General features: G+C 76.4%; 7 protein-coding genes. 2 read left to right on the top strand and 5 right to left on the bottom strand.

The genetic code is table 11. From position 1 onward, the window contains the following. Positions 1-6 precede the first annotated feature (6 nt). Both EES43_RS09465 and lanKC read left to right on the top strand, forming a co-directional pair. On the top strand, positions 7-1,308 hold the full coding sequence (locus EES43_RS09465; RefSeq protein ID WP_124268324.1) for an MFS transporter: 1,302 nt from the start codon (positions 7-9) through the stop codon (positions 1,306-1,308). A 207-nt stretch (positions 1,309-1,515) separates the two neighbouring features. Continuing rightward, positions 1,516-4,098 (top strand): class III lanthionine synthetase LanKC, encoded by a 2,583-nt coding sequence (gene lanKC, locus EES43_RS09460; RefSeq protein ID WP_124268323.1) that lies wholly within the window; start codon positions 1,516-1,518, stop codon positions 4,096-4,098. Here lanKC and EES43_RS09455 read toward each other — a convergent pair. From EES43_RS09455 to EES43_RS09435, 5 genes are all read right to left on the bottom strand, one after another. Beyond that, positions 4,085-6,004, bottom strand: coding sequence for an AfsR/SARP family transcriptional regulator (locus tag EES43_RS09455; protein ID WP_124268322.1), 1,920 nt, complete (start codon positions 6,002-6,004; stop codon positions 4,085-4,087). The two genes, lanKC and EES43_RS09455, sit on opposite strands and share 14 nt — an antisense overlap. 225 nt (positions 6,005-6,229) lie before the next feature. Beyond that, positions 6,230-9,151, bottom strand: coding sequence for a helix-turn-helix transcriptional regulator (locus EES43_RS09450; RefSeq protein WP_124268321.1), 2,922 nt, complete (start codon positions 9,149-9,151; stop codon positions 6,230-6,232). Positions 9,152-9,229: 78 nt separating this feature from the next. Beyond that, positions 9,230-9,427: a hypothetical protein gene (locus EES43_RS09445; RefSeq protein WP_124268320.1), complete on the bottom strand. Its 198-nt coding sequence runs from the start codon at positions 9,425-9,427 to the stop codon at positions 9,230-9,232. 155 nt (positions 9,428-9,582) lie between these two features. Next, the gene (locus tag EES43_RS09440; RefSeq protein ID WP_124271865.1) at positions 9,583-12,723 is read right to left on the bottom strand and encodes a type 2 lanthipeptide synthetase LanM family protein; all 3,141 of its coding nucleotides are present in this window, start codon (positions 12,721-12,723) and stop codon (positions 9,583-9,585) included. Between the two features lie 240 nt (positions 12,724-12,963). Continuing rightward, positions 12,964-14,031 carry a LacI family DNA-binding transcriptional regulator gene (locus EES43_RS09435; protein ID WP_124268319.1) on the bottom strand — a complete coding sequence of 356 codons (1,068 nt, stop codon included), beginning with the start codon at positions 14,029-14,031 and terminating at the stop codon, positions 12,964-12,966. Positions 14,032-14,332 lie beyond the last annotated feature (301 nt).

The following is a 14,332-nucleotide window of genomic DNA, read 5'->3' as shown; positions in this document are numbered from 1 at the left end:
CTGTCGATGGCCGCGCCGCTGCGCACCAACCGGGATTTCCGGCTGCTCTGGATGAGCGGCCTCTTCGCGGTCCTGGGCACCCAGATGTCCGCCCTGGCCCTGCCGCTGCTCGTGCTCCGGACGACCGGCTCGGCGATGCAGGCCGGAGCCGTCGGAACGGTGTCCGTCGCCGCCGTGCTGATCACCATGCTGCCGGGGGGCGTCATGGCGGACCGGGTCGAGCGCCGCCGGCTGATGCGGCTGTGCGACGTCGGCAGCCTGATCGCGGTGAGCGCCCTGGCCCTCGCCGTCTGGAACGGGCACGCGCCGATCGCGCTCGTCCTGCTCACCGCGACGGCCGCCGCGGTGATCAACAGCGTGTACGGTCCGGCCTCCTTCGGCCTGATGCGCGCGGTGGTGCCGCCGGACCGGATGGGCACGGCCACCGCCCGGCTCCAGGCGCGGACGGCCACCGCCCGGCTGGTCGGGCCGCTCATCGGCGGCGCGCTGTTCACGGTGCACCCCGTCCTGCCGTTCCTGGCCGAGGTCGTGGGGCTGCTCCTGTCGACCCTCTGCGTCGCCCTCGTCCGCACCCGGTCCCGGTCCCTCAAGGCGGCCGGTCCGGTGCTGAGCAAGCGGGAGCTGACCGCCGGGCTCTCCTTCCTCTGGGGACTGCCCTATCTGCGCACCGTGCTGCTCGTCTTCGGCCTCGGCATGAACTTCGCGTTCGGCGCGCTTACCTTCACCGCGCTGACCGTCTTCTCCGACAGCGGGCGGACGGGCCTCGGCGGCGGCTTCGTCATCACCTGTACGTCCGCCGGGTCGCTCGCCGGGGCGCTGCTGGCCCCGAGGCTGAACCCCGAGCGCCACACCTGGGGCCTGATCCTCGCCACCTGCTGGACCTGCGTGCTGACCGCCGGCGTGCTGTCCTGGTTCAGCAGTCCGCTGGTGGCCGGGCTGCTCTGCGCGCTGTGCACCTGCCTGGCCACCATCGCCAGCATCGGCTTCCTGTCCACCCTGCTCGTCGTGACGCCCGACGACCGGGTCGGCCGGGTCCAGAGCGCGGCGGGCTTCCTCTCCTCGCTCGTCCAGCCCTTCGGCCCCTTGGCGGGCGGGGCCCTGCTGACCGCCCTCGGCAGCGGTCCCGCCTTCGGCGTCCTGGCCGGTGTGCTGGGCGTCTCCGCCCTCGTGGTCACCCTCGCCCCTTCGGCCCGGGGCGGGGCACGACCGGACGCCGACGCGGAGCCGCCGGACGCCTCGGAGGACGACCGGCCCCGAAGCGACCGGCCCGAGAGCGCCGGGACGCCCGGCCGCGCGAACGCCACCTGAGCCGCCCTCACCGGCCACCCCGCCCGAACGAGCCGAACGAGCCGAACGAGCCGAACGAGCCGGACCGGCGCGAACCGACCCGAGCCGACCCGACCCGACCCGAGCCGAACCGGCCAGAACCGAACCCACCGGAGCCGAACCGCACCCGGCCCGAACCGACCCGCCCACCACGCCCGCCGGTTCCGGCGCGCTCCGAGGAGGCCAGCCATGCCCGGCATTCAGGAGACCCAGCTCTACTGCCTCGCCGACCGCACGTACTACGACACCCCGGCGCGGCTGCCGGACGAGGACTCCCGCTACCCGCTCGACGCGGCCCCGCCACCCCCCGGATGGCGGCGCGTCGCGGGCGGCCTGTGGACCTCCCACCTGCCCGAGGACGGCGAACTGGCCGAACAGGGCTGGAAGATCCACGTCTCCGCGGTCCCGGAGGAGGCGGCGGAGACCCTGCGGGACACCGCCTGGATCTGCCGGGAGCACCGGGTGCCGTTCAAGTTCCTGCGCAGCGAGCGGGCGCTGCTGCTGATGTCCGACAAGTACATGGCGCGCGGCGGCGCGGGCAAGTTCCTCACGCTCTACCCGCGCGACGAGACGGCGTTCACCCGGGTCCTGGAGGACCTGACCCGCGCGCTGACCGGCCGTCGCGGCCCGTACATCCTCAGCGACCTGCGGATCGGCGACGCCCCCGTCTACGTACGCTACGGGGCGTTCGTCGAACGCTGGTGCCTCGACGCCGAGGGCGAGCGCGTCCACGCCCTGCGCCACCCCTCCGGCGAACTCGTGCCCGACGAGCGCGGCGTGGTCTTCCGGGTGCCCGGCTGGGTCCCGGTGCCCGAGCAGTTGCGCCCGCACCTGGCCGCCCGTGCCGCCGCCCGCGACGACGACTTCCCGTACGTCGTCGACGAAGCGCTCCAGTTCTCCAACGCCGGCGGCATCTACCTCGCCCGGCACCGGGGGAACGGCCGGCGGGTGGTGCTGCGCGAGGCCCGACCGCACTGCGGGCTCGACGCCGTCGGCGACGACGCGGTGACCCGGCTGCACCGCGAACACCGGGCCCTGACCGCGCTCGCCGGGCTCGACTGCGTACCCGAGGTGTACGGCCTGCGGAACGTGTGGGAGCACCGGTTCCTGATGACGGAGTACATCGAGGGCCCCACCCTGTTCGACGAGATCATCGCCCGCTTCGCCCTCCTGCGCGGAGCCGGCACCCCGGCCGAACTCGCCCCGTACACCGCCTGGGTGGAGAGCGTGACCGGGCAGCTCGCCCGCGCGCTGGACGCCGTGCACGCCCGGGGGCTGCGCTTCGGAGACCTGCACCCCTCCAACGTCATCCTGCGCCCCGACGGGCGCGTCGCGCTGGTCGACTTCGAGTACGCCACCGCGCTCGACGACACCCGCACTCCCGTCGCGGGCGCGCCCGGACTCCAGGCCCCGCCCGGCACTCCGGGCGCCGAGGCCGACGCCTACGCCCTGTGGGCGACCTGGCTGAACATGCTGATGCCGCTGACCGAGATGGGCGGCCACGACCGGGCCAAGGCCCTCACCCTGGAAGCCTGGGCCCGCGAACGGTACGGCCTCGCGCCCGGCGCGGGCCCGCGCCGCCCGGCCGCCCTGGAGCGCGGCCCCGGCCGCACCGACCGGGAGGCGGAGATCGCCGCCCTCCTCGACGGCCCCGCCCCCGACTGGGCGGAACTCCGCACCCGCCTGCTGGCCGGCATCCACGCGGGCGCGACGCCCGACCGCCGCGACCGGCTCTTCCCCGGCGACCCGAAGTCCTTCGCCACCGGCGGCACCGACCTGGCCCACGGCGCGGCGGGCGTTCTCCACGCCCTGCACAGCGTCCACGCCCCGGTCCCGGACGCCTGGACCGACTGGCTCGTCGACGCGGCCCGCCGCCGGGACCCGGCCGCGCCGGGCGGCCTCTTCGACGGACTGCCGGGCACGGCGGTCGTGCTGGACCGGCTCGGCCGCCCGGACGACGCCCGCGAACTCTTCGCGCGGGCCGCCGCCGCGCCCCCGTCCGCCTCCGCCGACCTGATGTCCGGCCGCGCGGGCACGGCGCTCGCCGCCCTGCGGCTGGCCACGTCCGGGCGGACCGCGCCGGACCCGGAACTCCTCGACACGGCCCTGCGCACCGCCTGGGACCTGGACTGCCTGGTCCGGGGCGAGCCGGTGGCCGGCGGACCGGCCGCGCCGCCCTCGGCGGGACTGCTGCGCGGGCTCAGCGGTGCGGCCCTGCTCCACCTCGAACTGCACGCGCTCACCGGCGAGGAGTGGCTGCTGCGCGCGGCGGGAGCGGCCCTGCGCCGGGAGGCCGCGCACTGCGTCGCCATGCCGGACGGCACCGTCCAGGTCAGGAACGGCAAACGCCACCTCATCTACGTCTACCACGGCAGCAGCGGCTTCGCCCTCGTCGCCCAGGAGTACCTGACCCGGCGCGAAGCGCCCGAACTGGCCGCCCTGCTGCCCGGCGTCCGCAAGGGCTGCACCAGCGAATTCGTCCGGGAACCCGGGTTGTTCACCGGACGCGCCGGACTCGTCGCCGCCGCACGGGAGCTGGGCCCGGGACCGGTGGGAGCGGACGTCCTCGCCTCCGTGCGCAACCTCTCCTGGCATCTGATCGCCCGGGAGGACCGGCTGCTGGTGCCCGGCGCGCGGCTGCGGCGCTGCTCCGCCGACCTGGCCACCGGGGCGGCCGGGCTGCTGCTGGCCGTGCACGTCTTGGCCGCCGACGGCCCGGCCCCCGGGGGCGGCCGGCCGCACGGCCTGCTGCCGCTGCTCACCCTGGGCTGAGCGCCCCGGCCGGCTCGGACAGCAGGGACGCCCGAGCCTCCGCCCGGTCCCGCTCACCGGCGTACAGGCAGAGCAGGCGCGGCACTTCGTACAGGGCGGCGTGCGCGGTGACCTCCCCGGCGGGCGAGGTCACCGCGCCCGCGTCGATCAGCGACTCCACGGCACGGATCGCGGCCCGCTCCTCGCAGCCCAGCGCCGCCGCCGCCCGGTCCAGGGTGAAGCCGCCGTCCTGCGCGAGAGGGGCCAGCCGCGCCAGCGCCCACCGGTCGCCGGCCGCCAGGTCCCGCCAGCCGGACGCGATCCGGTCCCGTACGGAGACGTCTCCGGCGACCAACTCGTCCAGGGCTGCCGACGGATCGCCGAGCCGGGCGGCGTACTCGGCCAGCGGCAGATGCCGCAGCACCGCCAGCCGCATCCCGCTCACCCCCACCGCGAGCGGCAGCGCCCCGCAGGCCCGCACGATCCGCAGCGCCGCCCCCGGGTCCGTCCGCAGCCGGCCCGCCCCGATGAGCTTCCCCAGCAGCTCCAGGGCCTCCCCGTCCGCCAGCGCGGACAGCGCGATCCGGTGCACCGGAGCCAGCCCGGCGAGCTGCCCCCGGGCCGTGACCACCACCGAGCAGTTCCCCGACCGGGGCAGCAGCCCCCGCACGGAACCCTCGTCCGGCACGTCGTCCAGCACGACCAACGCCCGGTGGAGCGCCAGCCACCGCTGCCAGGCGTCCGCGAGGACCGCCGCGCCCTCCGCCGGGGCCCCGGCCGGACCCGGGCCCGCAGGCCCCTCCACCCCGCCGCCCGCCTGCTCGAAGCCCCGCACCCCGCACAGCCGCCCCAGCTCGGCCAGCACCTCCGCCGGGCCGCGCGCCGTCCCGTCCTCCCGCCGCACCCGTACGTGGACGCGGCCGTCCGGGAAGCCGTCCGCGAGCAGGTGCGCCGCCCGCACGGCCAGCGCGGACTTCCCGGCCCCGGCCGGACCGGAGAGGACCACCACCCGTTCGCCCCGGCCGTCCAACACGTCCAGCAGGTCGCGCAGTTCGTCGCGGCGGCCGGTGAAAGGACCGGCGTCGGCGGGCAGCGCCACCGGGCTCCCGGCCTCCCGGACGGCGGCGGGCCGCCGGGCCTCCCGCCCGCGGCCGAGCATCGAGCGGTAGAGCGCCGCCATCGCCGGGCTCGGCTCAAGGCCCAACTCCCGTGCCATCAGCTGCCGGTAGTCGTCGAACACGGCCAGTGCCTCGGCCTGCCGGCCCGTCTGGTGCAGGGAGTTCATCCACGCGACCCGCAGCCGCTCGCGCAGCGGATGCCGCTCCACCAACTCCCCGAGCCCGTCCACCGCGACGGCCGCCCGGCCCAACTCGATCTCGGTCTCCGCCCAGTCCTCGTAGACGGTCAGACAGCGCGCCTCCAGCCGGTCGGCCTCGCCGGCCACCCCGGCGGAGTCCCGCAGATCGTTCATCGGCGGCCCCTCCCACAGGTCCAGCGCCTCCCGCAACTGCCGCGCGGCCCCGGGCAGGTCGCCCCGCTCGGCCGCCGCCCGCCCCGCGCGGGCCAGCGAGCCGAAGCGCAGCGTGTCCAACTCGCCCTCGCCGACGCGCAGCAGATAGCCCCCGCAGCCGTGCACCACCCGGTCGCGACCGCCGTCCCCGGCCGGGCCGAGAAGCGTGCGGGCCGCGCTGACGTACACCTGGAGGTTCTTGCGCGCCGTGCGGGGCGGATCGTCCGGCCACACCGCGTCGGTCAACACGTCCACCGGGACAGGGGTGTTGGGGCGGCAGAGCAGCGTGGCGAGGACGAGGCGCTGTTTGCGCGGGCCCAACGGCAGCTCGCGGCCGTCCAGCCGGGCCCTGAACGGGCCGAGCAGGGAGAAGTGCACCGCACCGGCGGCACCGGTACGGGCGGGAGGTCGGGTCATCGGCGGGCCTCCGGGAGGGGGACGGGCGGCGGACTGCCGTACGCACGTCCTGATCCTGCGACCGCCGCGCCCCCGCCGCATCGGGGCCCCACCCGCATTTTCCGTGCCCGCACCCGACCGAAACGGCCCCGCGCCCCCATGTTGACCGGCCCGCCGACGGGACCGGTCCCGACCGTGCGCCGCAGACCGGCCTCCCACCGGCCGCGGACCGGCCTCCCACCGGCCTCAGACCGGCTCGACAGCGCACTCGGCGGCGAACTCGCACAGCGCGGCCCGGTCCGCACGCCCCGTCTTGCTGAGCAGACTCGCCATGTGCTTCTCCACCGTGCGGGGCGAGATGGACAGCCGCCGGGCGATCTGCTGGTTCCCCGGCCGCTCCGGGAGCAGGACGAACACCTCGTACTCGCGCGGGGTCACCCCGCTGGTCCGCAGCGGCGACGGGATCAGGTCCCAGCCGCCCCGGTGCTGCGTCACGCTCGCCCCGGCCTGCCGCAGCGCCGCCCGGCACGCGAACGCGACCGGCTTCACCCCGGCCCCGTAGAAGAACTCCTCGGCCGTCCGCAGCCACGCCACCGGCTCGCCCCACCCGTCCGTTCCCGCCGCCTCCGCGACCAGCCGCAGCCCGAGATGGCGGGCCACCGGGAACGGGGCGGACGACACGTCGAAGGACGCCATCGCCCCGGCGGCCCCGGCCGCGTCCCCCTCCCGGCCCAGCAGCACCGCCTCGGCCAGCTCCAGGAACTGCCGGTTCCAGGCCAGCGAGGCCCCCGACGAGGCCCGCACCTGAGCCAGCTCGGCCCGGTCCGCCTCGCCCGCCAGGACGCGCAGCAGCGGGCGCAGCCCGTACCGCCCGCTCAGGTAGAAGTAGCTCGGATGGTCCGACTCCCAGGCCAGCGCGGCGTCCAGGCCCGACAGGGCCCGCTCCCGGTCCTCGTCGAGGAGGGCGCCGAACGCCCGGCACAGCCCCGACTGGAGCGGCACCAGCAGGGACTGCTCGCCGCCCGCCCGCCGGAACGCGGCCAGCGCCCGGTCCATCTCCTGCCGCCGGCCCCGGTGCGCCGCCATCGTCGCCCCGGCCAGCAGCAGATAGCGGTGGGCGGACAGGTTGCCGACGCGGGCGCTCGCCTCCGCCGAACCGTCGATGATCTCCCGCGCCTCCTGCCACCGCGCGCCCAGCACGGCGTTCATCGCGAGCAGCCCGTCGACCGTACGGGTCAGCAGCAGCGCGCCCAGCTCGGTGGCCGCCGCCCGCGCGGAGACCAGCCGGGAGGCGTCACCGGTCCGCATGAAGGCGTTCGCACCCAGCCTCACCAGTGCCTCCACCCGCCACACCGGCAGGGCGTGCTCGGTGGACAGCGCCAGCATCCGCTCCAGGGCGGCGTCCGCCGCGTCGAACCCCTCCTCCCGCAGCAGCAGCGCCAGCAACTGCCAGCCCTGGCAGGCGACGACGGGCAGCCCCTGGGCCTCCGCGGTCTCCGCCGCCTCCCGCACGGTCCGCCGGGCATCGGCCGGACCCGGGAGCCGCTGCCCGTGCCCGGGAAGCAGCGCCAGATGGCCCTCGACCACGACGAGCGCGGCCCGGCGGCCCGGCGGCGGCGACGGCCCCAGCAGGGCGCGGGCGGCGTCGACCTGCCGTGCCGCGTCGGCGGAACGTTCCGCCATGACGGCCGCCCAGGCCAGTTCGATATGGACCTCGCCGCGCCGGGCGGCGGGCTCGGAACGCGCCGGAATGGGCGGCAGCGCGTCCGCGAGCGCCAACGCGCCGTCCAGATCGCCGCCCTGGGCGCGGGCCACCGCCAGGGACTCGGCGACGGCGGCCCGGTCGGCCTCGGCGGCCAGCGGGTGCGCTCGCTCCAGGAGCACCACGGCAGAGCCGTACGCTCCCGAAGCGAGCAGGCGTCTTCCGGCCTCCGCGAACTGGAGGGCGGCGTCCGCCCGGTTGCCCGCGGCCAGTTGCAGCGAGGCGACGAGCTGCCGCCCGTTCTCGTCGAGCGGCCGGCCGGAGTGCTCGATGGCCGCGGCGGCCCGGCGGGCCAGGGACGCGCGCTCGGCCGGAGCGAGCGAGGAGATCAGCGCCTCGGCGGTCAGCGAGTGCCGGAAGGCGTAGCGGTCGGGGGCCGCGCCGTCCGGCGCGATGACGCCCGCCTCCACCGCCGACCGCAGGTGGGTGAAGAGGGCCCGGTCCTCGAAGCCGGTGACGGTCTGGAGCACGGTCACCGAGAACTGGCTGCCCAGCGTGGCCGACGCCAGTAAGAGGTCCCGCACCGGCTCGTCCAGCCGCTTCAGCCGCCGGGCCCAGCTGCGGACGATGTCGGAGGGCACGGAGTCCTCCGCCTGGTCCGCCGCCACCCACTCGCCGTCGGTCCGCCGGAGCCTGCCGGTGTCCAGGAGATCGGCCAGCAGCACTTCGAGCAGGTACGGGTTGCCCGCGGCGCGTTCGGTGAGCCGGCGGTGCACCGCCTCGGGTATCTCCTCGGGCGGCGACTCCAGGCACGCACCGGTCAGCGCGCGCACCTGCGCGTCGTCGAGCGGACCCATCTCCCGCACCGCCGCGCAGTGGCGCCGCTCGGCGGAGCGTACGAGGTCCAGGGCCGCCCCCGGCTCCGGGCGCAGGGTGCCCAGCAGCAGGATCGGCAGATCGGCCAGGTTGTCGATGACGTACTCGACGACCGCGACCGTCTCCGTGTCGCAGTCGTGCAGATCCTCCAGCAGGATCGCGCAGCCCGCCTCGCGCCCCAGCACGGACAGCAGCCGCAGCAGCGCCTCCGCCAGCTCCACCACCGTCTCCGGGTAGCCGGGGGAGGCGTCCTTGCGCCATTCCGGCACCAGTCGCGCCAACGCCGGGTGGTAGGGCGTCAGTTCCGGGTCGGTCGGGGTGCCCGCCGCCCGGAAGCGGGACGACAGCGCCTCCACGAGCGGCCGGAACGGGACGACGAGCCCGGTCGACGTGGCCCGGCCGCGCAGCACGGGCATGCCGAGGCCGTAGGCCCGGTAGGCGCACTCGCCCACCAGCCGTGACTTGCCGACGCCTGCTTCCCCGAGGAGGAACAGCGCGCGCCCCGAACGCCGTCGTACGGCGTCCAGGGCGCTGCTCAGCAGGCCGATCTCCTCGTCCCGTCCGACGATGACCGGCGAAGTCGCTCGCATGGCCGCAGGCTACTGGAGCTGCACGTCACGCGGCAGCGGTCCATTCCGCCGCATTGCCGACGACGTGGCTGGATCCGGTCAGAAGGGGGACGTCATGGTGGTCCACGGCTGGTCGATGGTGTAACCGCCCTCCCCCTCCGAGGCGCTGAGGAGTCTGCTCCGCGCCGCGAGTCCTCCGGTGGACCCCAACGTGATCTGCCCGGCCGGGTGTTCGGGCGCACCCTGGTGTGCCGTCTCGCCCGACGTCCGCATGGCCGATTCGTTGAACTGCTTCATCTCTGCCTCATCCTCTGGTGGGGTCGGTCCTCGACGACAGCGGGTCGGAGCGGGAGCGCCCGCCCGCGTGGAACGGGTGGAACGGGTGGAACGGGTGGAACGAGCGGCACGCGTGGAGCGGCCGGCGCGGGTGGAACAGGTGGAGCGGACGGGTCTCAGCGGCCGGCCGGGGACGGCCGTAGGAGGAGCGCGGAGCCGATCCGGTCGGGGAACCCGGCCCGCAGCAGCCCGTGCCCGATGCCCGACAGCCCGGTCAGCAGCCCCGGATGCGGTACGCGGCCGGGCGTCCCGCACTGCGGCCCCGCCCGGTCCGCCGCGGCCAGCAGCGCCCCGGCCCGGCGCACCCACGCGGCGCGCGCGGCGGGCAGGGACTCGTGGCCGAGCAGTTCCAGCAGGCCCAACTCGCCGTGGCAGAGGCTGTCGTCGGCGAGCGGCGCGCAGTCGGCCAGCTCGCCCGAGCGTGCCGCCAGCCAACCGGACAGCTCCGGGTCGGCGAGTGCGTCGGGGCTGTCCGCCACGGCCAGCGCGACACCGGCCGCGCCGTCGCACCAGGCCGGCCCGCTCGCCGCGCCGACGGCGCGGCGCAGAGCCCGCATCCCGGCCTCCCGGTAGGAAGCGCCGCCGCCCGCCCCGGCGAAGCGCAGCAGAGCCCAGCCGATCCCCGCCGCCCCCTCGGCGAAGCCCCCCGCCGCGGGGAGGGAGGCGGCGGCGATCCGCTCGGCGCAGTGCTCGGCGCCCCGCCACGCCTCCGCCCGGCCCGTCGCGCGGTGCACCGCGAGCAGCGCCACCAGACCGCCGGCGGCCCCGCCGCGCACCCCGCGGCCGTCCTCCGCCGTACTCGCCGCGCGGCTCAGCCGGGTGGCCGGACCGGCCCAGTCCAGCACCTCCCCGTCGCCCAGCAGCGAGCCCACCTCCGTCAGCGCGTACGCGATGCCCCCGAGACCCGCGAAGGCCCCCGAACCCAGCGCCCCCAGCTCGTCCGCCCGCCCGTGCAGCGCGTCCAGCAGATCCGGTACGGGCGTCAGGGCCTCCCGGGCCGCCTCGGCGTACCGGGGCGCGCCGGTGAGGGCGGCGAGCTGCGCCAGGAAGAGCGCGGGCCCGGTGTAGCCGCCCGCCAGGTCCGCCGCCATCGGGGTGAGCCGCCAGTAGCGCTCGCCCAGCAGGTCCAGCCCGATCCAGTTGGTGCGGCCGTCGTCGCGGTAGGCGAGGGAGACCAGTTGGTCGCCCACCGACCGCGCGGCCGACAGGAGCCGTTCGGGCTCGGGAGCCGTCGCCGCCGCCCGCGCCCGGCCGCTGGGCCCCGCCCGGTGCGGCGGTTCGGGCGACGTGCTCACCATGGCGGCCCGGATGATCCGCTCCTGGTCCTGCCGGTCCACGGTGTCCAGGGCGCGCACCTTCGCCTCGACCCGGGCCAGACCGCTGACGCCCGCGGCCTGCCCGGCGGGCGCCACCCGGCCCGTACCGCTCCACAGCTCCGCGCCGCCCGGCCGGGTGGCGAACACCGGCACATCGCCGTTCCACAGCTCCGCGATCTCCTCGTCCTCCAGGCCGGGCAGCGCGGACACGCCCAACACGGAGGTGCGCAGCAGCGAGAACACCCGGTGCCGCTCGGCGGCGTCCCGCATCAGGTCGGGGTGGGTCGACTCGTCCAACAGCGTCGTGTACGTCCAGGTCGGCCGGGCCACGACCCGCACCTCGACCCGGGCGAAGAGCCTCAGCAGCCCCTTCTCGCCGAGCAGTTCGTCACGGTGCTCGCCGATCGCGGTGTATCCGGCGGCGAAGCCCCCGCACAGGGCGTCCGTGTACGCCGAGGGATCGGCCGCCACTCCGCCCACCCGGGGCCGGTTGGCGGACTCCGTGAACCGCCCCGCCCGGCGCACCAGCCGCATCGTGTCCGTCCCGGCCTCCGCCCAGTCGGCGGACTCGATCGGGGAGGAGCCGGCCCGGCCCCCGCCGATGGCGGACATGTCGAGCGCGGTGGTGTCCCCGACCAGCAACTGGGGCAGCAGCCCGACCCGGTGCACCGAGTCGTGCAGGGCGCGGGCGGCCGGATCGGCGGAGCGGGCCGGGCCGAGCGGCGGGTGGAAGAGCGTCTCCACGTCGACCAGGACCGGGTGCGGCCCGCAGGCGATCAGGTTCTCGTGGTGCAGATCCGTACCGTCCAGCGTGTGCAGCAGGGCGAGCAGCGCGCCCTGGCGGCGGTAGAACTGCCGTGTCTCGGCCGTCGAGGCACAGGGCCGCTCCTCGATGTACTCGGCCCAGCCGTAGTCACCCCGGTCCAGGACGCGCGGAACCCGCAGACTCGGCGCGCCGGGCAGTGAACCGAACCACGCGGCAAGGGCGTTGAAGTGGCGGTGGGCCGCGAGCGGGCGCGGCTTGTAGACCAGGCGGGACCCGTCGGCGAACCGCAGCAGCATCACCGACCGCCCGCCCCGATGGCTGTCGCCCGCGCCGACCTCGACCCCGGTCAGTGCCCCGGGCCCGCCGCCCGCGCCGAGGACGCCGCCCTGCGGACCCGTACCGCTTTCGCCGAGGACCCCGGACGGGGCCAGCAGGGCGCGGTCGGCGTCGAGCCGTGCGGCCATCTCCGCGAAGGCGTCGGCGGCGTTCAGGGCGGCCCGTGCCAGGACGCGGGCCAGGACGGGGTAGGCGGTGACGAGTGCGGCGAGGCCGTCGCGGGCGGCGGTCAGCCGCACGAAGTCGCGGAAGCGCTCCTGCGGGCCCGCCCCGCGCAACCGGCCGAGCCGCCGGGCCTCGTGCAGTTCCGTGACCAGGGTGCGGGCCGCGAGCCGGGCGAGCCGGCGGGTCAGGTGACGCCGGAAGTCCTCCCGTACGGGCGAGGAGCCGGCGGTCGGCGGCCGGGACGGCGGGCCGTCCTGCGGCGGCGCGTCCCGCAGCCGCCGTGCCGCCGTCTCCACGAACGGCGCGACGACCGGCCCGAACCCGCTGAGCCCGGGGTACGCCCGCTCGGCGACCAGCACGTCACGCGGTGCCCCGGCGACGACCTCGCGGACGAAGGCCGCCCAGTCGGGCTCGTCCAGGGGCCGGCCGTCGACCACGCCGGGCAGCCACCACCGGTCACCCGCCGGCCCGGGGAACACGGGAGCGGCTACGGGCGGGGCGGCGGGAGCGGCGGCGGCCGGGGAAGCGACGGTCGCGGAGGCGGAAGCGGACGTGGCGGCCGGGGAAGCGACGGTCGCGGCGGCCGGAGAGCCGGAGAGCGGGACGGGGGTGGAGGGGGAGGGGGAGGGCGAGGAGGAGGCAGGGCCGCCGCCCGTCTCCAGGCACCCGCTCATGTCCCAGTCGATCAGATCCTTCTCCGCCACCGCCACCGCACCTCCCCGGTCAGGAGCGGCCCGGTCGTTCCGCCCGGGTTCATCCTGGTCGCGGAGCGGCGGCGGGCGCATGGGGGCACCGCCCCCATCTTTGCGTCCCCCGGCGCGCAGTCTCCTGCCCGACCCCCGGCCGGCACGACCGGCCCCGGTCGGTCCTCCGGTCACCCGCTCCGAGGACGACCGGCCCCGGGAGCCCTCCGGTCACCCCCGGGGCGGCGCGGTCGACCCCCGGATCATCAGCTCGGCCGCGATGGTCGCGATACCGCCCGGCGGCGGGTTCTCCTTGCCCATCGCCAGCCGCCCCGCGCGGGCGCCCGCCTCGAAGAGCGGCAGCCGTACCGTCGTCAGGGCCGGAACCGCGTCCACCGAGAACGGCAGATCGTCGAAGCCCGCCACGGAGACGTCCTGCGGAATGCGCAGCCCCCGGTCGCGCACCGCCGCGCACGCCCCGAGGGCGACGGTGTCGTTGGCGGCCACCACGGCGGTCAACCCCGGCTCTCTGCGGAGGAGTTCGAGGGTGGCCTCATAACCGGAGCGGCGGTCGTAGGGGCCGTGCACGGTGAGCCGGTCGGCGTCCCCGGCGTCGGGCGCGGCGGCCCGCATCGCGTCCAGATGCCCTTCCAGCCGGTGCCGGGTGGTGGTCCGCTCCGGCGGTCCCGCGACATAGCCGACGCGCCGGTGGCCCAGCGACACCAGGTGCTCGGTCAGCCGCCGTCCGCCGCCCCGGTTGTCGAACGCGAGCGCGGCGACCAGCGTTTCGCCCTCGGGCAGCGGGGGACGTCCGCAGAAGACGATCCGGGTGCCCGCGTCCGCGAGCTTCGCCAGTTTCGCGGATATCGCGGCCTGGTGCAGCGGGTCCTCGACCGCGCCGCCGGTGATCACGACGGCGGCGGCGCGCTGGCGCTGGAGGAGCGTCAGATACGTCAGCTCGCGCTCCGGGGAGCCGCCGGTGTTGCAGATGACGGCCAGTTTCTCGCCGCCCGCGCGCCCGGAGCCGTCGCCCGGCCCGCCGATCTGGGTCTGCGCCGCGCCCGCCATGATCCCGAAGAACGGGTCGGCGATGTCGTTGACCAGGATGCCGACCAGGTCGGAGGTGGCCGCCGCGAGGGAGCTGGCGGGCCCGTTGAGCACGTAGTCCAGGTCGTCGACCGCGCGCAGCACCCGTTCCCGGGTCGACGCGGCCACCGGGTAGTTGCCGTTCAGTACACGGGAGACCGTCGCGGGAGACACCCGTGCGCGGGCCGCCACATCCGCCAGGGTGACTGTCATCGCTGTCCTCCGAGGTCACGGGAGGCGAACGCCGGATGCGATCGCCGGTGCCCGCCGAGCGATCGGCGAACGGTCGCGGGGCGGTCGCGGGCCGGTCGGGAGCCGCCGGTCCGCCCCCTGTACCGCTCTTGTCCGGGCCGCTGCCCGCAGGCTAGCGCCCTCTCCTGTAGAACGTGCTCTCCGCTTTGGCGGGAAAGGCATTGAGGAGTTCGCCGGCGTCTGCCGGGGCGACTTCCTCACCGGTCCGGCCCCGGCGGAACGCGGGGCGGACATGGCCGCTGAAGTGACGGAAGTGACGGAA

The organism is Streptomyces sp. ADI96-02, from assembly GCF_003846185.1.
Lineage (GTDB): Bacteria > Actinomycetota > Actinomycetes > Streptomycetales > Streptomycetaceae > Streptomyces.
Note: the sequence above shows the minus strand (reverse complement) of the source record. Positions and strands in the feature narration are given on the sequence as shown.